This window comes from Comamonas nitrativorans (genome assembly GCF_042654765.1).
GTDB classification, from domain to species: domain Bacteria; phylum Pseudomonadota; class Gammaproteobacteria; order Burkholderiales; family Burkholderiaceae_C; genus Comamonas; species Comamonas nitrativorans.
Genome location: NZ_JBHSEW010000008.1, coordinates 97,593 through 121,941 on the forward strand (window position 1 = coordinate 97,593; position 24,349 = coordinate 121,941).

Annotated in this window: 23 protein-coding genes; 10 read left to right on the forward strand and 13 right to left on the reverse strand. The window is 63.3% G+C overall.

The window, feature by feature from the left end:
- Positions 1-60 precede the first annotated feature (60 nt).
- Complete coding sequence (locus ACFO3A_RS10260) at positions 61-1,632, reverse strand: methyl-accepting chemotaxis protein (RefSeq protein ID WP_377726094.1); 1,572 nt, start codon at positions 1,630-1,632, stop codon at positions 61-63.
- Positions 1,633-1,876: 244 nt separating this feature from the next.
- On the opposite strand from ACFO3A_RS10260, the gene ACFO3A_RS10265 reads away from it, so the two are divergent.
- The 4 genes from ACFO3A_RS10265 to ACFO3A_RS10280 all read left to right on the forward strand — a co-directional run bounded on the left by ACFO3A_RS10265 (position 1,877) and on the right by ACFO3A_RS10280 (position 4,445).
- Positions 1,877-2,758, forward strand: coding sequence for a ParB N-terminal domain-containing protein (locus ACFO3A_RS10265; RefSeq protein ID WP_377726095.1), 882 nt, complete (start codon positions 1,877-1,879; stop codon positions 2,756-2,758).
- A gap of 84 nt (positions 2,759-2,842) precedes the next feature.
- Positions 2,843-3,472 carry a DUF5610 domain-containing protein gene (locus ACFO3A_RS10270; protein ID WP_377726096.1) on the forward strand — a complete coding sequence of 210 codons (630 nt, stop codon included), beginning with the start codon at positions 2,843-2,845 and terminating at the stop codon, positions 3,470-3,472.
- 232 nt (positions 3,473-3,704) lie between these two features.
- Entirely contained in the window at positions 3,705-4,007 is a 303-nt protein-coding gene (locus ACFO3A_RS10275) for a winged helix-turn-helix transcriptional regulator (RefSeq protein ID WP_377726099.1), read from the forward strand.
- Positions 4,008-4,091: 84 nt separating this feature from the next.
- Complete coding sequence (locus ACFO3A_RS10280) at positions 4,092-4,445, forward strand: FKBP-type peptidyl-prolyl cis-trans isomerase (protein WP_377726100.1); 354 nt, start codon at positions 4,092-4,094, stop codon at positions 4,443-4,445.
- Between the two features lie 201 nt (positions 4,446-4,646).
- Here ACFO3A_RS10280 and rimO read toward each other — a convergent pair whose 3' ends face one another.
- The 5 genes from rimO to ACFO3A_RS10305 all read right to left on the reverse strand — a co-directional run bounded on the left by rimO (position 4,647) and on the right by ACFO3A_RS10305 (position 12,221).
- Positions 4,647-6,038 carry a 30S ribosomal protein S12 methylthiotransferase RimO gene (gene rimO / locus ACFO3A_RS10285; RefSeq protein ID WP_377726102.1) on the reverse strand — a complete coding sequence of 464 codons (1,392 nt, stop codon included), beginning with the start codon at positions 6,036-6,038 and terminating at the stop codon, positions 4,647-4,649.
- A gap of 229 nt (positions 6,039-6,267) precedes the next feature.
- Entirely contained in the window at positions 6,268-7,524 is a 1,257-nt protein-coding gene (locus ACFO3A_RS10290) for a TolC family protein (protein WP_377726103.1), read from the reverse strand.
- Positions 7,521-7,850 (reverse strand): DUF3240 family protein, encoded by a 330-nt coding sequence (locus ACFO3A_RS10295; protein WP_377726104.1) that lies wholly within the window; start codon positions 7,848-7,850, stop codon positions 7,521-7,523. The genes ACFO3A_RS10290 and ACFO3A_RS10295 overlap by 4 nt, the downstream gene beginning before the upstream one ends.
- Positions 7,847-10,939: an efflux RND transporter permease subunit gene (locus ACFO3A_RS10300; protein WP_377726105.1), complete on the reverse strand. Its 3,093-nt coding sequence runs from the start codon at positions 10,937-10,939 to the stop codon at positions 7,847-7,849. Before ACFO3A_RS10300 ends, ACFO3A_RS10295 begins: the two co-directional genes overlap by 4 nt.
- Before the next feature lie 13 nt (positions 10,940-10,952).
- Positions 10,953-12,221 (reverse strand): efflux RND transporter periplasmic adaptor subunit, encoded by a 1,269-nt coding sequence (locus ACFO3A_RS10305; RefSeq protein ID WP_377726106.1) that lies wholly within the window; start codon positions 12,219-12,221, stop codon positions 10,953-10,955.
- Between the two features lie 303 nt (positions 12,222-12,524).
- On the opposite strand from ACFO3A_RS10305, the gene ACFO3A_RS10310 reads away from it, so the two are divergent.
- Complete coding sequence (locus tag ACFO3A_RS10310) at positions 12,525-13,190, forward strand: response regulator transcription factor (protein WP_377726108.1); 666 nt, start codon at positions 12,525-12,527, stop codon at positions 13,188-13,190.
- 107 nt (positions 13,191-13,297) lie between these two features.
- The gene (locus ACFO3A_RS10315) at positions 13,298-14,605 is read left to right on the forward strand and encodes a sensor histidine kinase (protein WP_377726110.1); all 1,308 of its coding nucleotides are present in this window, start codon (positions 13,298-13,300) and stop codon (positions 14,603-14,605) included.
- Between the two features lie 24 nt (positions 14,606-14,629).
- On the opposite strand, the gene phaR is transcribed toward ACFO3A_RS10315, so the two are convergent.
- A complete protein-coding gene (gene phaR, locus ACFO3A_RS10320; RefSeq protein ID WP_377726111.1) occupies positions 14,630-15,130 on the reverse strand; it encodes a polyhydroxyalkanoate synthesis repressor PhaR in 501 nt (166 codons plus the stop codon).
- Positions 15,131-15,297: 167 nt separating this feature from the next.
- Between phaR and ACFO3A_RS10325 the strand changes: the two genes are divergently transcribed.
- Complete coding sequence (locus ACFO3A_RS10325) at positions 15,298-15,804, forward strand: hypothetical protein (RefSeq protein ID WP_377726113.1); 507 nt, start codon at positions 15,298-15,300, stop codon at positions 15,802-15,804.
- A 111-nt stretch (positions 15,805-15,915) separates the two neighbouring features.
- Here ACFO3A_RS10325 and ACFO3A_RS10330 read toward each other — a convergent pair whose 3' ends face one another.
- The 3 genes from ACFO3A_RS10330 to ACFO3A_RS10340 all read right to left on the reverse strand — a co-directional run bounded on the left by ACFO3A_RS10330 (position 15,916) and on the right by ACFO3A_RS10340 (position 19,979).
- A complete protein-coding gene (locus ACFO3A_RS10330; RefSeq protein ID WP_377726114.1) occupies positions 15,916-17,484 on the reverse strand; it encodes a phospholipase D family protein in 1,569 nt (522 codons plus the stop codon).
- Between the two features lie 87 nt (positions 17,485-17,571).
- Positions 17,572-18,810: a sodium/glutamate symporter gene (gltS, locus tag ACFO3A_RS10335; protein ID WP_377726116.1), complete on the reverse strand. Its 1,239-nt coding sequence runs from the start codon at positions 18,808-18,810 to the stop codon at positions 17,572-17,574.
- Positions 18,811-19,001: 191 nt separating this feature from the next.
- Positions 19,002-19,979 (reverse strand): bile acid:sodium symporter family protein, encoded by a 978-nt coding sequence (locus ACFO3A_RS10340; protein ID WP_377726117.1) that lies wholly within the window; start codon positions 19,977-19,979, stop codon positions 19,002-19,004.
- Positions 19,980-20,105: 126 nt separating this feature from the next.
- Between ACFO3A_RS10340 and ACFO3A_RS10345 the strand changes: the two genes are divergently transcribed.
- The gene (locus ACFO3A_RS10345) at positions 20,106-20,372 is read left to right on the forward strand and encodes a hypothetical protein (RefSeq protein ID WP_377726119.1); all 267 of its coding nucleotides are present in this window, start codon (positions 20,106-20,108) and stop codon (positions 20,370-20,372) included.
- Between the two features lie 82 nt (positions 20,373-20,454).
- On the opposite strand, the gene fnr is transcribed toward ACFO3A_RS10345, so the two are convergent.
- On the reverse strand, positions 20,455-21,183 hold the full coding sequence (gene fnr, locus ACFO3A_RS10350; protein WP_377726120.1) for a fumarate/nitrate reduction transcriptional regulator Fnr: 729 nt from the start codon (positions 21,181-21,183) through the stop codon (positions 20,455-20,457).
- A 198-nt stretch (positions 21,184-21,381) separates the two neighbouring features.
- Here fnr and hemN point away from each other — a divergent pair, with 198 nt between their 5' ends.
- The gene (gene hemN, locus ACFO3A_RS10355; RefSeq protein ID WP_377726122.1) at positions 21,382-22,764 is read left to right on the forward strand and encodes an oxygen-independent coproporphyrinogen III oxidase; all 1,383 of its coding nucleotides are present in this window, start codon (positions 21,382-21,384) and stop codon (positions 22,762-22,764) included.
- A 5-nt stretch (positions 22,765-22,769) separates the two neighbouring features.
- Positions 22,770-23,447: a sulfite exporter TauE/SafE family protein gene (locus tag ACFO3A_RS10360; RefSeq protein WP_377726123.1), complete on the forward strand. Its 678-nt coding sequence runs from the start codon at positions 22,770-22,772 to the stop codon at positions 23,445-23,447.
- 255 nt (positions 23,448-23,702) lie between these two features.
- On the opposite strand, the gene ACFO3A_RS10365 is transcribed toward ACFO3A_RS10360, so the two are convergent.
- On the reverse strand, positions 23,703-24,041 hold the full coding sequence (locus ACFO3A_RS10365; protein ID WP_377726125.1) for a cell division protein ZapA: 339 nt from the start codon (positions 24,039-24,041) through the stop codon (positions 23,703-23,705).
- Positions 24,038-24,262 (reverse strand): DUF904 domain-containing protein, encoded by a 225-nt coding sequence (locus ACFO3A_RS10370; protein WP_377726127.1) that lies wholly within the window; start codon positions 24,260-24,262, stop codon positions 24,038-24,040. The genes ACFO3A_RS10365 and ACFO3A_RS10370 overlap by 4 nt, the downstream gene beginning before the upstream one ends.
- Positions 24,263-24,349: the final 87 nt, after the last annotated feature.

Genomic DNA, 24,349 nt, shown 5'->3' on the forward strand with positions numbered 1-24,349 from the left:
TCCGCAAGGCTTTGCACGGTAAATCAAGAATCGGCGATTGTATAAATATTGGCAATGGAATTACGCCAGGCGCAAAGCCGGTGGCGAAGCGGACAGGGCGTGTGCGGTGGTGCCCAGGTTGAACCGCTGCACCAGTGCCCGCAACTGCTCGGACTGCTGGTGCATGCTGTGCGCGGCGGCTGCGCTTTGCTCGACCAGGCTGGCGTTTTGCAGCGTCATCTGATCCAGCGCCCCCACGGCCTGATGCACCTGGGCCACGCTGTCGCGCTGGGCGGCAACGCTGGTGTTGATGTCGTGCATCACGGTGCTGGCGCTGTGGATGGAGGTGACCACCTCGGTCATCGTGCTGCCTGCGCTATTGACCAGGCGTGCGCCATCGGCCACGCGCTGCACCGAATCCTGGATGAGCTGCTTAATCTCCCGCGCGGCCTGGGCACTGCGCTGGGCCAGCTGGCGCACCTCGGCGGCGACCACGGCAAAGCCCCGGCCCTGTTCCCCGGCGCGGGCCGCTTCGACCGCAGCGTTCAGCGCCAGGATGTTGGTCTGGAACGCGATGCTGTCGATCACGCTGGTGATGTCGGCAATTTTTTCGCTGTGGGCGTGGATGTCCTGCATCGTCGTGACGACCTCGCCGACCACCGCACCGCCGCGCTGGGCCACGCTGGAAGCCTGCCCGGCCAGTTGGGCCGCCTGGTGGGCGCCGTCGGCGGTGGTCTGCAAGGTCTGCACCAGCTCCTGCATGGCGGCTGCGGCCTGTTGCAGGTGGTTGGCGGTCAGTTCCGTGCGCTGCGACAAATCCTGGTTGCCGCCGGCAATTTCGGCACTCGCCAGGGCAATGGCGTCGCCACTGTCGCGTACCTCCACCATCATCTGGCCGAGCGAGCCGCTCATCGCTTGCAGGGATTGCAGCAGTTGGCCAAATTCATCGCCGCGCTGCACTTGCACGGCCACATCCAGGTCCCCGGCGGCAATTTGCCCGGCCACGGCATTGGCCTGGCCCAGGTCACGGCGAATGCCGTTGATCAGCCGGTACGCGCCAAACGCAATCGCCGCCAGCAAGCCGAGCATGTTCAGTGCCGCTCCCCGCACCACGCCCTGGCGGGCCGCGCCCATTTCCGAGCGCATGGCATCCAGGCTTTGCCTGCAGTGCTGCACCAGTGTCTGCAACGCCTGCAGATAGTTGTGCGCAGCGGGCAGGTAGGTCTGTTCGACCGCCGCCTGCTCTGCCGTGGCCGAGGCGGTTGCCTCCGTGGCGGCGGCCCGATGCTGTTGGGCCTGCTGGCGCAGTTGCAGCACCTGGCGCAACTGGGCATGGTCTTCGGGCGTCTGGGCGCTGGCCGTCAGGGCCTGGGCCAGCGTATCGATTTCGGCGCTGGTGGCGCTGATCTGCTCGGCAAAATGGGCCGCCTGCCCGGATTCCCGGCCCAGCGCCTGGGCCTGGGTGCGCACCGCATTCACCTGGGCCAGGGCCTGCCACTGCACCGCCTGCGCCAGACGGGTCGAAAGCACCTGTTCATGGGCATTGAAGCTCTTTTGGTGCTGTGCCGAGTTCCAGCCCGCCAGGCCGGTAATGATGATCGAGCCAACCACGATCGCCGCGACGCCGAGCCACAATTTTTGCGTCACGCTCATGCCATGCATCCTGCCTTTGGTCACAGTGCCCACTCCTGTTATCAATAAAAGCACGGTCGTGCTAAATCAGGTTATGAAGTGGACACCATCGAACGTGCGTTCGCATTGGTGTTTACACCAATTGTTACGGGTGCTGTGCTGCACAGGAACATCCCTAGCGCTGCCATCCGTCTCTGTCTTGCCGACAATACCGGGGTGAAAAACGGCCCCGCACCGGGGCGCTTCTGCCACAGAAAAACCATTTATGACTTCGGAAATCACCATCCTGCCCGAGCTGCAGGCGTACATCGACCCCCTGACCCCCGACGAACACGACGCGCTGGAGCGCAGCATCCTGGCCGAAGGCTGCCGCGATGCCCTGGTGCTGTGGGGCAACATCCTGGTCGATGGACACAACCGCTACGGCATCTGCCAAAAGCATGGCCTGCCGTTCCAGACCGTGCAGAACCCGCACTTCCAGAGCATGGAGGACGTGCATCTGTGGATGATCGACCAGCACCTGGGCCGGCGCAGCGTCTCCGACTTCCAGCGCGGTGTGCTGGCCCTGCGCAAACGCGAAATCATCACCCAGCGCCGCACCGCTGCCGCCACTGCCGTGCAGGCCGCGCAAAACGCCAGCGCTCAGGAATCCGATGCCGCCGTCGAGCCGGAAAGCCTTGCCAGCAGTGCCCTGGCCGGCGTGGCCAAGGTGCCCGAGCAGGCGCTGGACACCCGCGAAGCCCTGGCCCGGGCGGCCCGCCTGACACCCAGCCAGGTCAAGCAGATCGAAACCATCCAGCAAAAGGCCGCGCCCGAGGTGGTCAGCGCCGTCAAGAACGGGGAACTGTCCCTGAGTACCGCTGCCGTGCTGGCCAACCTGCCCCTGGCCGAGCAGCAGACCACGGCCCAGCAGGGTGCCCAGGCCTTGAAAGACGCCGCCAAGCGGGTACGCGAGGCAAAAAAGACCGCCCGGCAGGAAAAAGCCACGGCCCTGGATGCTGCCGAGCCATCGGCCTTGGCAGACACCCCTGGCGATGCCCCCCAGACCCGCGCCCTGCAAGAGCGTGTCGCTGCGCTGGAGGAAGAAAACCAGCGCCTGCGCCTGCAGGTGCAGACCTTGCAGGAACTGCTGGCCGAGCAGGGGTGATTTTTCTTCTCCTGCAGCACTCAAGTTCTGCGCCAGATTGCCGATAAAGGGCCAAGTCCATCCTTAGCTACGCAGGAGAACCCCATGCTTGCATCCACCTCTGGCCTGTCCCCGAACCAGCCTCAGCCCGTTTCCGGCCATGCGGCCCCGGCCAGCGATGCGCTGACCGAAGCCCAGGCCGCAGCCCAAAGCCGCCCGCAAGGCCAGCGCGATGCGCTGAATGCGCAAATCCTGCAGGCTTCGCTGCAGGTTTCCTTGCAGGCGGGCAACAACAGCATGGCCTTGCTGTACCGCAGTGCCATCGACAGCATCAACGAGTACCTGGCGCCCGAGCTGGGGCCCGATGCCATCGGTCAGGCCATGGGCCAGGACAACAGCCCGGAGGCCACGGCAGGGCGGATTCTGAGCATGTCCACGGCATTCTTCGATGCCTATGCGGCCCAGCACAAGAACGAGGCGCCCGAGGACGTGGCCCGCAACTTCGTCGCGCTGATCCGGGGCGGGTTCGAGCAGGGCTTCAACGAGGCCAGCGACATCCTGAATGGCCTGGGCGTCCTGGGCGAGGGCAGCCCGATTGCCGAAGGCATCAATAAAACCTTCGAGCTGGTGCAAAAAGGCTACGACGACTTCCTGGCTGCCAAGCTGGCAGAACTGTCCATGGCCGCTGGAGGCACCGACCAGAAAACCGCTCCCGAAGGCGGCACGCCAGCCTGAGTCGCCGCGTAGCCATTTCCAAACCGATAGCGCCAGGCACTGATGGCATCAGGCCTGGCGTTCTTTTTTATCGGTTTTCATTTGATTTTCCGCAAAAAACGTAGCAGCAATGCAACATTTTCAGGAAAATTGTCCGAAATTCCGGGGCAGTTCCTTGTCAGCGCACCTTTAGAGCTACTAAACTTGTAGCGAAATGACGCGCCACCATGGCGTAGCACCAGGAGAAGCACCCATGAGCCCCAAAGAAAACATTGCCATCAACCAGTTGCTCGAACAGCTCGAGCGCCGCTATGCCCTGCGTATCCTCTGGGCCTTGCGCGATGGCCATCCGCAAACCTTCCGCCTGCTGCAGGACAGCGTCGGCGGCATCACCCCCAACACCCTGAACACCCGCATCAAGGAGCTGCGCGAAGCCGGCTTCATGGAGCATGGCAGCGACGGCTACACCGTCACCCTGCAAGGCCAGGATTTGCTCAAGCGCCTGAGCGATCTGCAAGCCTTTGCCAACCGCTGGGCCGGCAAGCCCAAGGGGTAATTGCAGCAGCGGCCTGCACCGCAGGCGTTGTTCCCTTAGCCCGGCTTGCCGGGCTTCTTATTGACTGATGGATGAAGGAATCCCATGGCACTGACCACCACGGCCTCCGGCCTGCAATATGAAGACGCCGTCGTCGGCACCGGCGCGACGGCGGTTGCCGGTAAAAACGTTACCGTTCACTACACCGGCTGGCTTTACCAGAACGGCCAGCAAGGCGCCAAGTTCGACTCCAGCAAAGACCGCAACGATCCCTTTGTGTTCGCCCTGGGCGCCGGCATGGTGATTCGCGGCTGGGACGAAGGCGTGCAGGGAATGCAGGTCGGCGGCCAGCGTACCCTGATCATTCCGGCCGAACTGGGCTACGGTGCCCGTGGCGCCGGCGGCGTGATTCCCCCGAACGCCACGCTCAAGTTCGACGTCGAGTTGCTGGCGGTGTAAATCCGCACCGCGCACACCTTTTCGCGCCGGGAGCGTAAATACGTTCCAGGTCAGCAGAAAAATACCAAGCGCCCCTTGTGAAAGGGGCGCTTTTTTGGGATTATGCTATTGATTGAGTAGCTTTTTCCGATGATTCGATAGGGTTTTCAAGGATAAAAATATCTGAAAACCAATGAATACCAGCGGTAAAAGCTATGTTTATCAAAGCACTTCGCCGATCAGATCGTGCCCCTGGGCGGCGGCGATGCGCACCTTGAGCATGTCGCCCACCTTGTACTGCTGGCTGGCCTTGGCAATCGGTTGCAGGTGAACCAGGCCGTCGATTTCCGGCGCATCGGCCCAGCTACGGGCGATGCCGCCTTTCTTGCCCAGGCTGTGTGCTTTGTCGACCAGCACCTGCATCGTCTGGCCCACGCGCTGTTGCAGGCGCTGGATGGAGACTTCCTCGGCCACGGCCATGAAGCGCTCGCGCCGTTCTTCGCGCACGGCTTGCGGCAACTGGCCGGGCAGGTCGTTGGCGGTGGCGCCGGTCACGTCGCTGTAGGCAAAGCAGCCCGCGCGGTCGATCTGCGCTTCGCGCACGAAGTCCAGCAGGTGCTGGAATTCTTCCTCCGTCTCGCCAGGGAATCCGGCGATGAAGGTGGAGCGGATGACCAGCTCGGGGCAGACCTCGCGCCAGCGCTGGATGCGCTCCAGGTTTTTCTCGCCGCTGGCTGGGCGTTTCATGCGCTTCAGAACGTCGGGGTGGCTGTGCTGCAGCGGCACGTCCAGGTAGGGCAGCACCAGCCCCTGCGCCATCAGCGGCAGGATGTCGTCCACGCTGGGGTAGGGGTAGACATAGTGCAGGCGCACCCAGGCGCCATGCCTTTGCGCCAGCTTGCCCAGCTCCTGCACCAGCTCGAACAACCGCGTCTTGACCGGGCGGCCTTCCCAGAAGCCCATGCGGTATTTGATGTCCACGCCGTAGGCCGAGGTGTCCTGGCTGACGATGAGCAGCTCTTTCACGCCGCCGGCGAACAGCGCCTGCGCTTCCTTCAGGACGTCGCCAATCGGGCGCGATACCAGGTCGCCGCGCATGCTGGGGATGATGCAGAAGGTGCAGCGGTGGTTGCAGCCTTCGGAAATCTTCAGGTAGGCGTAATGGCGCGGGGTGAGCTTGATGCCCGCCTCGCCCACCGCGCCGGGCAGGCCGGGCACCAGGTCGATGAAGGGGTCGTGCGGCTTGGGCAGGTGTTCATGCACGGCGTCCATCACCTCCTGCGTGGAATGCGGGCCGGTGACGGCCAGCACGCTGGGGTGGATGCCCGCGACCATGTTGTCGCCCGTGGCGTTGGTGCGGGCGCCCAGGCAGCCGGTGACGATGACCTTGCCGTTTTCGTTCAGCGCCTCGCCGATGGTGTCCAGGCTTTCTTTGACGGCATCGTCGATGAAGCCGCAGGTGTTGACGATGACCAGATCGGCCCCGGCAAAGCTCTTGGCGGTCTGGTAGCCCTCGGCACTGAGCTGGGTGATGATGAGTTCCGAGTCGGTCAGGTTCTTCGGGCAGCCCAGGGAGACGAAGCCGACTTTGGGGGCGCTGGTGAGGTTGTTCATGGAGGGTACAAAGCGCGAAGCGATAAGAAAAAGGCACCCGGGGTGCCTTTGTATGCAGAAAATGGGGACGGCGGCAGCCGTCAATGGCACCGATTTTAGTGCCCGGTCCGGCGTAGGGCTCTGGCCGTATAAAAAAAGACCGATACCGCAGCGCCGGTCTTTTTGCCGTTCTCGAAATGATCGGCGATCCATAGCGGCCACCGCCCGTAGCCGCTCGGGCTGCGGTGGCCTATGGTGTTGCTGCGGCGTTGTGCCACATGGCATGGGCATCAATGCGTACACGCAGGGCGGCATGCAGCGCGTCCACCCGGGCCTGGGTTTCTGCCAAGCGGGCCTGGTGCAGGTTGCGCAGGGCCAGCAAGTATTCGCTCAATGGCGCCTCACCCAATTCCCAGGCTTTGCGTGTGCGTTGGCTGGCTGCTGTCTGGGCGGTCAGGGCTTGTTGCAGCGCTTGCCATTGTGCGTGCTTGCTTTGGGCGGCTTGTACGGATATCCATGCCTCTTGTTCGACCGTGCGCAGCATGTCGGCGGCGTCGGCTTCGGCAGCATTCGCGTTGGCGTTTTCTGCGTTGGCGATGGCGCTGCGGTAGGAGGTACCGATGGGGATGGACAGCACCACGCCCACGGTGCGCTCGCGCCCGCCGCGGTCGGACAGGACACGCACTCCGAGCGTGGGGTCTGGGGTGCGATCTGCACGGGCGCGTTCGGCGGTGAGGGCTTGCAACTGGCTGGTGCCCTGGGCAATAGCCACTTCGGCGTTTTCGGAAATGATGCGGGCACGCCAGTCTTGGCTGTCGTCCAGCCAATCCGTCGGATTGGGCAGCAGTGGCAGCTGGTCGGGCACTGTGATGGGGGTAAATCCCAGTGCCAGTGCCTGGTGAGCGGCCGCCTGGGCGTCGCGGGCCATCAGGGTTTGAGCTGCCAGGGAGGCGCGTTCGGCCTCCAGTACGTCCACATCGCGCTGTGCCGCATCACCCAGGGTCAGGCGGCGTGCCAGGGTGTCGTGCTCGCGTTCCAGCAGTTGGCTTTGTGCGGTGGTCTCGATGGTGATGGCGCTGCAGCGCAGCCAGTTCATCCAGGCGTCGAGCAGCCGTCGGGCGACTTGGTGCTCGGCATCTTCCCGGCGCAAATCGGCCAGGTGGCGGGTGCTGTCGCCAATCTGCCGATCCAGTGCGGCTTTGCGCGGCAGGCGGATGGCGCGGCTCAGGCCCAGCTCCCACTCGTTGTAGCGCCGTTGTTCATCGTGCACATTGCGCCGTTGCAGGACCGTATCGGCCTGGAATTCATGGCTGCCTACGTCCAGGGCGCGTTGGGTGGTGCTGGCGGCCTGCACGCGTTCGGCAGCGGCTCGCACGGTGGGGTGCGCCTGCATGGCGGCTTGAACTTGCGCCGGGGCGGGTAGCCAGGGGACGGCGGCGTCTTGCGCTGGTGCCGACCAAGACACGCAGGCCAGGGCCAGGGCACTCAGAGAGGGAAGAAGCTTCATGCCAGTCGTCCTCCGGCAATCACAGGCTCCAGCCACCAGCGCACATCGCGCGAGGTGATGCGCTGGCGCAGCGTATCGAGCAGGCTGTCGACGCGCTGGCGCTCGGTCACGATCCAGAGCAGACGCTTATCGACCCGGCCGCGCACCTGTTCACGGATGGTAGCGTGGGCGAAATCGCTGCTGTGCCCCTCGGCCTGCAGCAGGGTAAAGCCAGGCAGGGAGGGGTCGGCGATCAAGGTGTCTGTGATGGCATCTTCCAAAGCGGGCGGGAAGAGGAGGTTCAGCCGAACCCATTCGATATCTGCGGGGTGTTGGGGTGTGCTCATGCGGCACCTCCTTGGGTTGTTTGGGATTGACCAAAACGTCGGTAGAGAACGGGCAGCAACACCAGCGTCAACGCAGTGGAGGTGACCAAGCCGCCGATCACCACGATTGCCAGTGGACGCTGGATTTCCGAGCCGGGGCCGGAAGCCAGCAACAAGGGGACGAGACCAAAGGCGGTGATGGAGGCGGTCATCAACACCGGGCGCAGGCGGCGCAGCGAGCCTTCGCGCACGACTTGCTCCATGGGCAAGCCCAGGGTGTGCAAGTGGTTGAAGTGCGTCACCAGCACCAAGCCGTTGAGTACTGCAATCCCCAGCAATGCGATAAAGCCTACCGATGCGGGCACCGACAGGTATTGCCCGGACAGCCATAGTGCGGTTATGCCGCCCACCATGGCAAAGGGCACGTTGCCCAGAATGAGCGTGGCCTGGCGCACGGAGCCAAAGGTCATGAATAGCACGAAGAAGATCAGGCCCAGGGCTACAGGCACCACCAGCCCCAGACGGGCTGCGGCGCGTTGCTGGTTCTCGAACTGGCCGCCCCATTCGACCCGGTAGCCGGGGGGCAGGGGCACGTCGCGGGCCACGGCGGCACGGGCTTCGGCCACAAAGCCGACCAGGTCACGCCCGCTCACGCTGGACTGGATCAGCGCGAAGCGCGAACCATTTTCGCGGTGTACCAGCACGGGGCCGTCGGTAACGCCGATGCTGGCCAGGGCCGTCAACGGGATTTCGCCCTGGTCGCCCCGTGCCAGGCGCACGCTCTGAAAGCGCTCGGCAGAGGTGCGCAGCTGGGCATCGCCGCGCACCACGATAGGGGTGCGCCGGTCTGGCTCAATCACCGTGCCGGCGGGCACGCCTTCCAACTGGGCGCGTAGCTCGTCCTGAATCTGCGTGACGGCCAACCCGGCACGGCCTGCCGCCTGGGTGTCCACCTGCACCTGCAGGTATTCGACGGTGTCGCTGGCCTGAGTGAGCACATCGCGTGCGCCAGGCACCTTTTCGATGCTGGCAGCCATGCGCTGCGCCAAGTCCCCCAGGGTTTGCAGATCGGGGCCGAACAGTTTGACGGCCACGTCGCCCCGGCTGCCGGTGAGCATTTCGGAAATGCGCATCTCGATTGGCTGGGTAAAGCCAAATTCCAGACCAGGAAAATCCTCCATCACCTTGCGGATCTCGGTACTCAGGGCGTCCTTGTCGGCCATGCGCCACGTTGCGTGTGGGGCCAGCTGCATGAACATATCGGTCTCGTTCAGGCCCATTGGATCCAGGCCCAGTTCGTCAGAGCCGACCCGGGCGATGCTGTGCTGCACTTCGGGCACTGCCGCACCGATGGCACGCTGCACCGCCAGGTCGATTTCCAGCGAGCGTTGCAAGCCGATGGACGGCGGTTTTTGCAGCTGCAGCAGGATGTCGCCCTCATCCATCGTTGGCATAAAGGCCTTGCCCGTGCTCAAGTAGGCGGCAAATCCCAGGGCCAGCGCGGCAATCGCTACGGCGGAAGCACGCTGCGGATGGCGCAGCGCGGACTCCAGCAGGGGTTTGTACAGGCGTATGGCGCCGCGCATGACCCAAGGCTCGCTGTGGGGTTGTTCCTTGAGCAGCAACGATGCCAGCACCGGCACCAGGGTGAGCGACAGCAGCAGCGAAACTGCCAGCGCAAACACAATGGTCAAGGCCACCGGGGTGAACAGTTTGCCTTCCAGCCCCTGCAGGGTGAGCAAGGGCATGAACGTCAGGCAGATGATGAGAATGCCGGAAGCCACCGGGACGGCGACTTCGCGTGCTGCTGCAAAAATGCGGTGCAAGCGCGGCAGTTGTGCACCAGGGGCGGTGGGGTCGAGGCGACTGACGGCGTTTTCTACCACCACCACTGCCGCATCCACCAGCATGCCGATGGCAATGGCCAGGCCGCCCAGACTCATCAGGTTGGCGCTGATGCCGGTCAGGCGCATCAGCAAGAACGTGCCCAGGGCCGCCAGGGGGGCCATCAGCGCGACCACCAGGGCGGCCCGCAGTTCCCCCAGGAACAGCAGCAACAGTACGATGACCAGGGCGGTGGCTTCCATCAATGCGCTTTCCACCGTCCCGACGGCGCGGGCAATCAGCGTGCTGCGATCGTAAAACGGCACGACTTTTACCCCTGGGGGCAGGCTGGGGGCCAGTTCGTCCAGGCGGGTGCGGATGGCTTGCACCAAGGTGGAAGCATCGGCACCACGCAGCGCCACCACGATGCCTTGCACCGATTCCCCTGCGCCATCGCGGCTGACGGCACCGTAGCGCGTCAAGCCCTCGATCCGCACGCTGGCCACATCGCCCAGCAGGACAGGGGGCGAGGTGGCCGTACCTGGGCGCAGCACCACCCGGGACAGGTCGTGCAGGTTGCGGATGGCACCCTCGGCACGCACGATGAGTGTGTTTTCCCCCGCTTCCAGGCGGCCTGCGCCATCGTTGCGGTTGTTCTCGCCAATCGCCGTGATGATGTCGGCGAAGCCCAGGCCTGCAGCAGACAGTCGTGCACGGTCGGGGACAACGGTGAAGCTTTTGGCCTGTCCGCCCAGCACGTTGACATCGGCCACCCCGGGCAGGGTGCGCAAGGCGGGGCGCAGCGTCCAGTCCAGCAGGGTACGGCGATCATCCAGACTCAGGCCGCCACCCTCCAGGGTGAACATGAAGATGTCCGACAGCGGGGTGGAGATCGGGGCCAGGCCGCCACTTACTCCCTCGGGCAAATTGTCCGAGACGCTGGCATAGCGCTCGGCCACCTGCTGGCGTGCCCAGTAAATATCGCTGCCCTCGGCAAAGTCCAGCGTGATATCGGCAATGGCGTACTTGGCGGTGGAACGCAGCATCACCCCTTGGGGGACGCCCAGCAGTTCCATCTCCAGCGGTGCAATGACGCGCGATTCCACCTCCTCGGGCGTCATGCCGGGTGCTTTGAGAATCAGCTTGACCTGGGTGGGCGAGATGTCCGGGTAGGCATCGATGGGCAGTTTCAGGAACGAGGCGATGCCCGCACCGGCCAAGGCCAGCACCGCCAGCAGCACCAGTGCACGCTGGCGCAGGGAAAACTCGATCAGGCGAGACAACATCGGCAGTCCCTCCTTACTGAGCCGAAGGCATGGGAATCATGGATTTGAGCAAGGCCGTCCCCCGGGTGACGACCTGCATACCAGCCGCCAATGGTCTGGCGCCGGTGGCCGAGCCGGTCGCAGTGCCCGTAACCTGCAGAGCGCGTACGGCACTGCCGGCATCGCTTTCTTCCAGCAATTCCACTGCCACTGCACGGATGCCGACTGGGGCAGGCTGGGGGTTGGTTTTCTGCTGGGGCAGGGTTTCAGCGATAAACAGCACGTGCCCAGTGCCCGAGGGCAGCAGCGCAGATGCTGGCACGATAAAGGTATTGTCGGGAGCGGGTAGCAGCAGGCTCACGCGCAGTTGCTGGCCTGCCGCATAGGGCAGGGCTGCACCTTCGGCGGCATACAGGCGTGCGCGTACCCGCAGGCTTTGGCTGGAGGCATCGGCATCGGCCCCCACGGCCTGCACCTGGGCCAGGGAGCCATCGGGCAAGCGCACCTCCAAACCTGGACGCAAATCGGCACGCAGCCGCAGCGGGGCAGAAAAAAAGATGTCCAACTGCCCGGGTTCGGCCAGCATGAATACCGTCTCCAGGGCCGCCACAGCCTGACCGGGCACGACCTGGCGGCGAACCACCTGGCCAGCGATGGGGGCAAGCAATTCGTACTCGCCCGCTGCGCCACTGGTCACGGGCCGCAGCCGTGCCAATGCGCCCTGGGCCTGTTGCAGCGTGCTCTGGGCTGCCGCCGCGCGGGCCTGGGATTGCTCGTTGCGGGCTGCGGCGATGATGCCCTCGGCCAGCAGCGTTGCGTCACGCTGCGCCTGCAAGCGGGCGGTGGCCGCTTCGGTGCGTGCGCGTGCCAGCTCGGCTTCGGCGTTCAGCACTTCTTGGCTCTGGATGCGTACCAGGGCCTGGCCTTGGCGTACCGGTGTTCCCTCATCCACCAGCAGGCGTGTCACCACCCCGCCGTACGGGGCCACCACCTGTGCGCTGGCCGCCAGGGGCACCATGGCCTGGGCCATCAGTCCGTCCACAGACAAAACACTGGTGGTCGCAATCGCTGCCGTTTCCAGGTCTTGCGCACGCAACTGGGCAGCGTTCAGCACCACCCTGCCGTCGGGGGCTGCCTGCGCGTTCGGTACCTGAGCCGTGCTGGAGCTGGTCACTGCTGCCGGGCGCGTGGACGCCGTCCACACGCCATAGCCAGCGGCCACCGCAGCGGCAAATACAGCAGCCGTTGCCAGAACCTTGGTGTGGCCCCTGGAGCCTGTGGTGGTTTGGGCGGGAGGGGTCATAGCAAGGCCCCTCCGTTGGATAAATGCCCGTGGCTGAACAACCGAAGGCGGGGAGAATGGGGTAAGAGCGGGCTATAAGACATTGGTGGCAGTTCTCCAATAAGCAATTTCCCTTATTTTGGGTAACGAAGCTTTGGAAAAGCTTTGGATGCACGCTTGACCACGGTGTGAGCATTTCTCCCCAAATGCTGCCCATAATCAAACCCTGAATGGGTTTGTTTTTTGATAGCTGTTACCTCTTGATTTATAAGGGGTATATGGCGATTTCTTTATAAATAAAAAGTGAGTGGCGGGACTGCTTTCATGCGTGTATTGATTGTTGAAGATTCAGAGATGCTGGCCAGTGCCTTGGGCCGCAGCCTGGTGTTGGAGGGGTATGCCTGCGATATTGCGGGCGATGGTCAGCAGGCCTTGACGTTTCTGGCCAGCTACCGCTATGACGCCGTGATCCTGGATTGGATGCTGCCCCGGCTGGATGGTCTGGACGTATTGCGCGAACTCAACAAGGATCCCCATGCTGCGCCGGTGCTGCTGTTGTCGGCGCGTGACGCCCTGGACGACCGCGTGCGAGCGCTGGATGCCGGGGCCGACGATTACCTCACCAAGCCTTTTGAACTGGCGGAGTTGCTGGCACGCCTGCGGGCGCTGGTGCGCCGCCCCCCGCAACGGGACACTCCGGTGCTGCGCCATGGTGCATTGGAAGTTGATCCACGCTCACGTACCGCCAAGTGCCAGGGGCTGGATGTGGGCCTGACACCCAAAGAGTACGCGCTGCTGGAGCTGTTGTTGCGCCGTCAGGGGGTGACGTTTTCGCGTGCGCAAATTTTTGAGCATCTGTACGACAGCAGCAGCGACGCTTCGGACAAAGTGGTGGAAGTCATTGTGAGCACCTTGCGCACCAAGCTGGGTCAGCACGGCCTGGGCGATGTGATACTGACGCGCCGAGGTTTTGGTTACGTATTGCCTTGAACCGGATGTTTATGAAGCCACGCTTGCCCGAAAAGGGCACTTCCTGGTCTTTACAGCGCCGCTTGGTCATAGGGCTGGTGCTGTCCATAGGCAGCACTTTCGCTATCTTGTTTCTGACCCTGGATTATTGGATTGACCGTGCCATTTACCAGCGCATGGATACCTCGCTGATGCAGCGCTCGGCCGCCGTGGGGCGCATGCTGCAGGCGCTGGGCCCACAAGCGCTGCAGCTGCTCATGCCCGAGTACGAGCCTGAGGGGCATACCGAATTTTTTACGGTATTCGATCAGGAGGCTGGCACCGTCGCGTTGCGCTCGCCCAGCAGCGCGGGTGCCACCCTTTCGCTGGGGCCGATGCAGCAGGGTACGCCGCGCTACTACGATGTCACGCTCCCCGATGGCCATGTTGGTCGGGCCCTGGCCACACGCCTTCCGATGCCGGAGGGACGTTCCAAGATTTTGGTGGTGGCCACAGAGCGCGAAGATTGGAACCGCACTGAGCGGCGCGTGCACTTCGCTTTGCTGGGAGGGATTGCACTGGCCACCCTGCTGGCCACTGGCCTGGCGCTGTACCTTGTGCGCCGGGTGGTGGCCATCCTGGAACGTACAGGCGTTGCCTTGAGCAGCTTGCGTGCCGATCGTCCGATGCAGCCGCTGGGCGGGGATTTTCCGCACGAGCTGCGCCCCTTTGTCGATGCGTTCAACTTGGGGCTGCACCACCTGTACAGCGCCATTGACCGCGAGCGGCGTTTCGCTAGCGATGTGGCCCACGAGTTGCGCACGCCGTTGGCAGAAATTCGCACCAGCGCAGAAAGTGCCTTGCGCGATTCCGACCCTGAACGCGCACGCCGTGGTCTGCGTACCGCCATCCAGGCATGTTCGCGGATGCAGCGCAGCGTGGACACACTGCTGCTGGTCGCCCAGCTGGAATCGGGCCAGCAAATACCGGCTCCGGACCCTTTGGATCTGGCGGCGTTGGTGCGGGAGCTGCTGCAGTGCAGCCGCCAGCAGGCCATGCAGGCGGGGCGCATCCCTCCCGCCATCCGCCAGGATTTGCCTGCGTCCGTATGGATCCAAAGCGACCAGGGCATCTTGGAGCGCATTCTCTCGAACTTGCTGCGCAATGCCATGGAGTACGCCCCTGCAGGCGATGTTCTTGAATGTTGTCTGCAGCGCGGCGAGGCGGGCTGGGTGCTCTCCATTACCAATACCGCACCCCGGCTGCAGATGGCCGATCTGGAGCATCTGGGCAAGCGCTTCTGGCGCAAGGACCCGGAAGGCGGCACGGTAGAGCACGCCGGCCTGGGCATTGCACTGGTGTTCGCACTGGCGCAAGCGATTGCGCTGCCGCTTCGTTTTTCCTTAAAAGATCAGCGGCTTACCGCTGTGCTGGGACCCTGGGCGTCATTGGTGTGAACGTGTAGGGGCCAGGAGAGCGCGTTAGCGCTTGAAGCCGAACATGCCCATCATTTGCTCGGTCTGCTGGCGCATCTGCTCCTGCATTTTCTGCATTTGCTCGGCGTAGCCGGCGGGCAGCATGGCCTGGGGCATCTGCATCATCTTGGCCCAGGCGTCGGGGTTGCCGGTTTGCTCGGCCAGCTTGGTCTGGAAGTCGGTGAACATCTGCACGTTCTTCTCGATGTAGCTGCCCATGTGGTTCTGCATGGCATGGCCGTAGAAGCGGATGATGTTGGCCAGCATGGCTTCGCTGAACATGGGGGCGCCGGCGGCTTCTTCTTCCAGGATGATTTGCAGCAGGATGGAGCGGGTCAGGTCTTCGCCGGTCTTGGCGTCCCTGACGACGACAGGCTCGCGCTGCATGACCAGTTGCTTGACTTCGGCCAGGGTCACGTAGGTGGAGGTGCTGGTGTCGTACAGGCGGCGGTTGGGGTATTTTTTGATTACGCGCTCAGTGGCTGCGGGGTGGGCGGTAGTGGTCATGGGCGCACTGCTTTGGTAAAAAACTGTTTCTGCAAGTATTGCATACGGAGGAACGCTGCCGGGCCATGCACCTTGGGCACGTCTGTGGCTTACAGTGCTGGGGGAAACTCTCGTCTGCAAGGATACGCAAAATTATGAAGGTGGATAGCGCAATGAAATCAATCCGTATGAAGTCTGCCTGTGCCGTGGCGCTGCTGGTGCTGGCCTCTGCCAGTTGGGGGCAAAGCCGGATTTACCGCTGCGGCAACGAATACACGAACAATGCGGCCCAGGCGAAAAAGGAAAACTGCCGGGTCGTCGAAGGCGGCTCTGTCACCGTGGTGCATACGCAGGGCGCGGGCAGCAGCCGGGCCAGTACGAGCGGTACGGCCAGCGGTACGACGGCGGCTGCGACCAGCCGGGGGCCGGCCAGCGCCCAGGTCAGCAGCAGCCAGCAGCAGGTGCGGGACAACGATGCACGGGCGATTTTGCAGGCCGAACTGGCCAAGGCCCAGGAGCGCCTGGCAGTGCTGAAGACCGAATACAACGACGGCCAGCCTGCCAAGACCGCGCTGGAGGAGAGCAAGCCCGAGCTGTACCAGGCCCGGGCGGCCGATTTGAAAGCCCGCATCGCCCGCCAGGAAAGCGACGTGCAGGGCATCGAGCGGGAGCTGTCCCGCCTGCCGGGGCAGTAGCGTAAAAGGAATTTTTCTTTAAAAAGATAGCTTCTTACGCTGATAAATAGTGAATATCAGCATCTTATTGGTCTGAAAATCAATGCTTTTGCGCGGAAAATGCTACTTTTTTCATAACAATGGCTCCAGCGGCAAGTGCTGCAACAGCCATAGCCCCCAGCGCTTGAACCAGCGGGTGTTGGGTTCCTGGCGGTAGACGATGCCGCTGCCCGGGGGCGGCACTTCCCACTGCACATGTCCCTGCGCATCCAGCCCCAGGCGATACGAACGCCAGGGAATTTCCTGCTCGAAGGCATTGCTGATTTGCTGGGCCAGGGTGGGGCTTTCGATCATCAGCCCCATTTCGGTATTGAGCAGCATCGAGCGCGGGTCGAAGTTGAACGAGCCGACGAACGCCCGCTGGCCGTCGATGGCAAAGGTTTTGGCGTGCAGGCTGGTGCCGCTGCCGGCCAGCAGCCAGCGGCGCTTGAAGCGCTCGTGCAGGGGGCGCGGCGGTTCCGGCGGTGCCTGGCGGCGCAGCTCGTACAGCTCCACCCCCATGCGCAACAGCGGGACGCGGTAGCGGGCATAGCCGGCGTGGACGATGCTCACGTCGGTGGCCTCCAGCGCATTGGTCAGCACCCGCACCTGGATGCCTTGACTGCGCAGTTGCGCCAGCGCGTCCACCCCCGCCTGTGTCGGCACGAAGTAGGGCGATACCAGATCGACCGATTCCATCGGGGTGCCGATCACGGCGGCGAGCTGGGCGCCGATCAGCTGCTGTTCGGGGGCCTGGCCCAGCACCTTGGCCGGATCGTCGCTGACCAGGTGCGTTGGTGCCCACAGCAGGCTCAAATCCTGCTGCGCCAGTTGTTGCAGCAGGCGGCTGCCCGTCAGGGCCTGCTGGTAGCGCTGGCCTTCGGCGCTGTCCACCTTGGCCTGGATGCGCTGGCGCAGCCCGGCCAGGGTCAGTTGGTAGGGGACGGTGACGATGCGCTCGATCGGGTAGGCCGACGCGCTGGCCCAGTAGCGGTCGAAGTCCTGGGAAATGTCCTGCACCGCCGGGCCCAGGGCCAGCACGTCCAGATCGGCGAACAGCACCCCTTGCGGGCTGCCGAAGTATTCATTGCCGATGTTGCGCCCGCCGACGATGCTGGCCTGGTTGTCCGCCGTGAACGACTTGTTGTGCATCCGCCGGTTGGTGCGCTGAAAGTCGAACAGGTAGCCCAGCAACTTGGGCCAGCGCAGCACAAAGGGGTTGAACAGGCGCACCTCCAGATTCGGGTGGCTGCTCAGGGTGTGCAGCAGGGTGTCCATGCCCCCCGTGCCGCCATCGTCGAGCAGCAGGCGTACACGCACGCCCCGGTCGGCAGCGGCCAGCAGATCGCCCAGCAGCATCAGGCCGCTGGTGTCCGGGCGCCAGATGTAGTACTGCACGTCCAGCGTCTGCACCGCGCTGCGGGCCAGGAAGTGGCGGGCGGCAAAAGCCTCGCGCGGGCTGTCCAGGGGGGTGATGCCGGTGGTCTGTGCCGGTGCTTGCTCTTGCGCCCGCAGGTGTGCTGCCGTCAGGCCCAGCAGCGTGTGTGCGGTGCTGCTGGCCGGTACGGCGGCGCTGTGGCTGCGTTCGGCCAGGGGCGGCAAGGCACAGCCGCAAACCAGCAGTGCCAGCAGGGCGACGGAAAGGAACCGGAAAAAACGCATGGCCCCGATGGTATGCGCAGACCCGGGAGCCCATCGCCGTGCTGCCGGAAAAAAGCCCTGTGGCGCGGCCGGGCCGTAGCGCCGGGATTAGCGCACCAGCTGGATGAAGCCCTGGATCATGAAGGCGTTGATGATGTCGATGAAGAAGGCACCCACCAGCGGCACGATCAGGAATGCCTTGTGGGAGGGGCCATACTGGTTGGTGATGGCCTGCATGTTGGCGACGGCCGTCGGGGTGGCTCCCATGCCGAACCCGCAATGACCGGCGGCCAGCACGGCGGCGTCGTAGTTCTTGCCCATGATGCGGAAGGTGACGAAGCCGGCGTACAGCGCCATCACCACCGTTTGTGCTGCCAGAATCACCATCAGCGGGGCGGCCAGGTCGGTCAGCTCCCACAGCCTCAGAGAGAGCAAGGCCATGGCCAGATAAATCGAGAGGCCGGCGTTGCCGAACACGTCGATGGCACGGTCGAACACCTTGATGCCGAAGACGTAGTCCAGAACGTTGCGGATCACGACCCCCGAACCCAGCGCCCAGACAAAGGTCGGTAGCTGGATGGCCGTGTCCTTGGTCAAATGGGTCATGAATTCGGCGAACGCCAGGCAGCCGGCAAACAGGGCCAGGGTTTCGATGGCAGCGTCGGCCGTAATCAGGCGTGGCGCATTCGAGGGGAACTCGAAGTTGGGCAGCTCGCCGCTCTCCGGCACCGTCGGGGCGGTAGCGGCCAGTTGCTCGGCGTCCGGGCGTGCCGTGGCCAACTGGTGGTGCGTAATCAGGCGCTTGGCCAGCGGGCCGCCCAGCAGTCCCCCAATCACCAGGCCGAAGGTGGCACATGCAATCCCCAGAGTGGTTGCACCTGTCAGGCCATATTGCCCCTCCAGCACCGAACCCCAGGCACCGGCCGTGCCGTGTCCGCCCACCAGGGTGATCGAACCGGCTACCAGACCGATCAGCGGGTCCAGTCCCAGCAGTCCGGCCAGGCCCATGCCGACCGTATTCTGCACAACGATGAACAGTGCAATCACGCCCAGGAACACCATCAGTCCCATCCCCCCTTCGCGTAGTTTGGAGAAATTCGCGCTCAGGCCGATGGAGGAGAAAAAGATCAGCATGAAAGCCGTCTGCAAGCTGCTTTCAAAACCCAATGTCAGCCCCATGGTCTCATGCAGGGTGTAGATCACGGCGGCAACGACCAACCCCCCGGCCACGGGTTCGGGGATATTGAAATCGCGCAGAAAACGGATGCGCTGGACTAAGAATTTACCGAGCAGCAGTACAAGCACTGCCAGGATCAGCGTGTAGTAGGCACTGAAGTTGATGTGCATGAAATAGGCCTCTTTTCTTGGCGGGCTGGCGGTGCCAGCCGTTGTTGAAAGGAAAAGTCCCGCTTGGCACGCGCTTTGCAAGCACGCACGAAGGGGACGTTCGTCCTATTTTCGCAAGCCTGGGAAAAGGTAGGTGCAACCATGGTTTTTAATATTTGTATATCGAGGGTAACCATGGGTTGTACTTGTTGTCAGGCCAGGGTGTTGGCAGCGTCGTGCCGACGCCCATAGCGCCCGGCAAGCACGGCCGACACCATGATCTGCATCGGGTGGAACAGCATCACCGGCAGCACCATCGGCCCGACCATGGCGGCGGAAAACAACACCTTGGCCATGGGAATACCGCTGACCAGGCTTTTCTGGGCGCCGCAGAAAAGAATCGTCGCTTCATCCGCCGCGCTGAAGCCCAGGCGTCGGCTGATCCAGAGGCACCAGCCCATGACGATGGCAAGCAGCAGGGCGCACAGGCCGAACAGCACCGCCATGGCCGGCAGCGGCATTTGCTGCCACAGTCCGGCGACCACGGCGCTGCTGAAGGCGGCGTAGACGACCAGCAAGATCGAGCCTTGATCGACGATGCGGATTTTCGATCCCGCCTGCTGCAAGAGCTTGCTTGTCCACGGGCGCAGCAGGTGGCCTGCGGCAAACGGCAGCAGCAGTTGCACGGCGATGCGTGCGACGGCCTCCAGCGGGTCGCCCGCGCTGCCGCCGCTGTGCGCCAGCAGGGCGCCGACCAGCAGGGGGGTGAACACGATGCCCATCAGGGTCGAGCCGGAAGCGCTGCACACGGCGGCCGGGATGTTGCCCCGGGCAACGCTGGTGAGGGCAATGGCCGACTGCACCGTCGCGGGCAGGGCGCACAGGAACAGCATCCCCTGCACCAGCGGGGCAGGAAGCGCCCAGGCAAGGAGAGGCTGTGCCAGCCAGCCGATCAGCGGAAAGATGGCAAAAGTGGTGGCCGTGACGACAAGGTGCAGGCGCCAATGCCCGATACCTGCCCAGATGGCCTGGCGGGACAGTTTGCTGCCATGCAGGAAAAACAGCAGCACGATCACCCAGGTCGTGGCTTGATCCAGAAGGCGGGCAAACTGCCCGGTGGCCGGGGCCAGGCTGGCCAGGACGACGGTCGAGAGCAGGGCAAGGGTGAAGGTGTCGGGCTTGAAGCGCACGGGGAAGTCCTTGAAAAACCGGGAAAGAGCAGGAAGGTTGAAAAAGTGGCTCAACTTTGGTGGGCATCTGCCGATACACCAAGCGTTTATTGTGTGCAATGAAAAAGCTTGAAAAGGTCATCAATGATGAACAGTACGACTTTTACCCAGGCGGCCCCGGGGGCCGACGTTTCGCCTCGGGGCCATTTGTTCCAAATGCCCTTGTTCAAGCCCGGAACCCGCGTCTTGCAAGGGGGGCGGGAAGAAACCGTCAGCCATGTGGTGCTGCGCCGCAAGGAAATGATGGTGTATCTGGTCGGGCAGGATGAACCGGTAAAGCCGGAGCGCCTGTATCTGGAGCCGCTGTGGTTCACGACCGAGCGGCGTCCGCAAGCGCTCAATTGGTACCTGTAGGATCGTCAATACGTTCCAAAGAAAAATGGCCAAAGGGGCACGGTTTCCTCTTTGGCCATTTGCGCGGTGCTCAACCGATGTCTCAGCGGCCTTCGCGTGAGCTATTGACCAGGCGCTGCAGTGCCTCCTGGTCGAGGATGCGGATGTGGCGCTGCTTGACTTCAACGATGCCGTCTTCGACGAACTTGGAAAAAGTGCGGCTCACGGTTTCCAGCTTCAGGCCCAGATAGCTGCCGATCTCCTCGCGGGTCATGCGCAGGATCAGCTCCGAGGAGGAAAAGCCCCGTGAATGCAGGCGCTGCACCAGATTCAGGATGAACGCCGCCAGGCGCTCTTCGGCCCGCATGCTGCCCAGCAGCAGCATCACGCTGTGTTCGCGCACGATCTCGCGGCTCATCACCTTGTGGACGTGCGACTGCAGGGCGGTCACTTCCCGCGAAAGCTCTTCCAGGCGGTTGAACGGCATCACGCAGACTTCGGCGTTTTCCAGCGCAATGGCATCGCAGGTGTGGTGGTTCTGCACGATGCCGTCGAGCCCGATGATTTCCCCTGCCATCTGAAAGCCTGTCACCTGGTAGCGCCCGTCTTCCGTGGCGACGCAGGTCTTGAAGAACCCGGTGCGAATGGCATAGAGCGAGTTGAATATCTCGCCGTTCTGGAACAGCATTTCGCCGCGCTTGATTTTGCGGCGGGTGGCCACCACTTCCTCGATGCGCTGCATCTGCTGCGCATCCAGCCCGATGGGCATACACAGTTCACGCAGGTTGCAGTTGGAGCAGGTAACTTGGATGGAGGCGGTGGTAGGTGTCATTGAACAAAGGTCGCAATTGCCCAGGGGGTAAGTGTGGCGCAAACAAAGGAGGGCGCAGAACATTGGGGCAAGCCCGCAATACGCTGACCTGAGTCAAATTATCGCCCGTTTTCTTTTAAAGAAATAATTGACACACGTCAAGGAAGCGCTTTAGTGATTTACTCCAGAATAGCGGGCTTACTAAGGAGAAGATTGCCCATGAGTATTGTCACGCCCGATCTGTTGCGTCGTTACGATGTACCTGGGCCACGCTATACCTCCTACCCTACGGCTGACCGTTTTGTCGAAGCCTTCCGGGAGAAAGATTACATCGTGGCGCTCAAGCAGCGCAAAGTGCAGTCGGCCACGGCCGTGCAGCCGCTGTCGCTGTACATCCACATTCCGTTCTGCGAATCGCTGTGCTACTACTGCGCGTGCAACAAGATCATCACCAAGCACCATGACCGGGCGGCCAAGTACCTGGCGTACCTGGAGCGCGAGGTGGATCTGCACGTCCAGCACCTGGGCCGTGGGCAGGTTGTCAGCCAGTTGCACCTGGGCGGCGGTACGCCCACCTTTTTGTCCGACGAGGAACTGGCCGGGCTGATGGACATGCTGCGCCAGCGCTTCGAGTTTGCTGCCGACGGGGAGTATTCGGTCGAAGTCGATCCGCGCACGGTCACGCCCGAACGCCTTCAGGTGCTGTGGGACCTGGGGTTGAACCGTTTGAGTTTTGGCGTGCAGGACTTCAATCCCGATGTGCAGCAGGCCGTGCATCGCATCCAGCCTGCCGAGCAGGTCTTTGCCCTGGTCGATGCGGCCCGCAAAATGGGTTTCAAGTCACTCAACGTCGATTTGATCTACGGGTTGCCCAAGCAGTCCCCGCAATCCTTTACCCGCACCTTGCAGCAGGTCGGGGAACTGCTGCCCGATCGCATCGCGCTGTATGGCTATGCCCACTTACCCGAGCGCTTCAAGTCGCAGCGGCGCATTCTGCGGCCGGACTTGCCTACGGCAGGCGACAAGCTGGAAATGCTCTCTGCCGCCATCGATAGCTTTATTGACGCAGGCTACGTCTACGTCGGCATGGATCACTTTGCCTTGCCCGACGATGCCCTGGCGGTTGCCAAGCGCCAGGGGCGCCTGCACCGCAACTTCCAGGGGTACAGCACCCAGCCGGACTGTGACCTGATCGCCCTGGGGGTTTCGGCGATTGGCCGTATCGGTGCCACGTACAGCCAGAACGCGAAAACCCTGGACGAGTATTACGACCTGATCGACCAGGGGCTGCTGCCCATCGTGCGCGGGCTGGCCTTGAGCAAGGATGATCTGATCCGCCGCGCAGTCATCATGTCCATCATGTGCCAGGGGGAACTGCTGTTCGAGTCGATCAACAATGCCTGGCTGATTGACTGCAAACAGTATTTCGCTGCGGAGTTCGAACTGCTGCAAGCCCAGCAGGAGGAAGGCTTGGTCGAAGTGCTTGAGGATTGCATCCGCGTCACGCCCAAGGGCTGGTTCTTCGTGCGCGGAGTGGCCTTGGTGTTTGACCGTTATCTGCAGGCCGACCGCAGCCGGGAGCGCTTTTCGCGGATCATCTGATCCCTATGCTGACCTCTTTGCTGTGGACTACTTTGATCATGGGGCTCGTGGGTGGGCCCCATTGTCTTGCCATGTGCGCTGCGCCTTGTGCGGTGGTTGCCTCCGGCGGCGGAGCGCCATCGCGCAGCCGCTGGCTCGGCTTTCATGGTGGGCGCTTGCTGGGCTACAGCGGCCTGGGGGCTTTGGCGGCCTGGGCCATGGGGGAAATGGCGTGGCTGGCCACGAATACCGCCTGGCTGCGCCCGGTCTGGACGGGGATGCACTTGGCCATCCTGTTCTGGGGGGGGCTGATGGTGCTGCAGGGTCAGCAGCCGCGTTGGCTGGAAACGGCTGGCCGTACTGTGTGGGGGTGGGTGCAACCCCTGGTGCGCCGACCCAGCGGCACGGTGCTGGCGGGGATGGCCTGGGCCTTGCTGCCTTGCGGCCTGTTGTATTCCGCGGTTTTGACGGCAGCCCTGGCGGCCAATCCCGGGTTCGGGGCGTTGAGCATGTTGGCTTTTGGCGTCGGCTCGGGGCTGTGGCTGTGGCTGGCGCCGGTGGCCTGGCGCTTTCTGCAGGGATCAGTGGCCCGCTGGCGCAGTGACTGGGGCACGCGGGCGGCCGGTGCGATGCTGGTGGGGGTGGCTTTGTGGGCGTTGTGGCTGGATGCGGTGCATGGCCCGGAATTGTGGTGTGCGACCTAGCCTGACGGGCAGGCAAGGTGTCTGCAAAACTGCCAGGCCGTCAACCTGAACCGGGGGTTCAGGTGGGCGAGGGCAGCCCGGCGTTGGGTTCATCTGACGCGAGACGATCACGCTCCCCAGGCAATGTACCAAGCCCGTGCTCAATGAGCATTGGTTCAAGGCAATATAAAGCCTGACAGAATTGCAGACGCCCCCATTTTACCAAGCCTGCCTTCGCTGTGCGGGCGAAGGCGTGTAAAAAAACCAAGCGGTTGGTTATGCGTTGGTTTGGGCTGCTGGGGCAGCCAGGGCCTGATCCAGGCGCTCGATCAGTGCCCGCAGGCGGGCGTTGTCGGCAGCAGGGGGCACGAATGGCATGGCCTGGGCTTGCAGCGGCAGTTGCTGGATGTGCTTTTGCAGTGCCTGGTTCTGGAAGGCGAAATTCACTGCGGCCAGCACGGCGGCCTGCTCGCGGGTGCGTACCTTGGCCGATTCACACAGCGGCAGCATGGCCAGATTGGCCTTGGCGACGGCCTCGCGCAGCGCTTCTTCCTGCCCGTCCGGGCAGCTCAGAACGTAGTCCTGCTGCAGGATTTTTACGGATACCTGGCTCATGCCTGCTCCTGGTGCGGGGGCTGATTGGCGGGCAGTTGGACGATCAGGGCATCAATCCGGGCACGGGCGGCTTGCAGGCGCAGGCGCAGGGAATCGCGCTCCTGCGTGATGGCCGCAAGCTGCTGTTGCAGATGGCGGTGCGCTTGTTGAAGCTGCTCATGCTGGGCAAGCAGCGCTTCCACGCGCGGTGCCAGATCGTCGAGGGAAAGAGGTGTGGTCATGCAGGGGGCATATTGTAGGTGCTGTGAAGATTTTTTGTGCGCCGCAGCACACGCGGGCCGTCGCTGCCAGGACGGTGCTTCTACAAT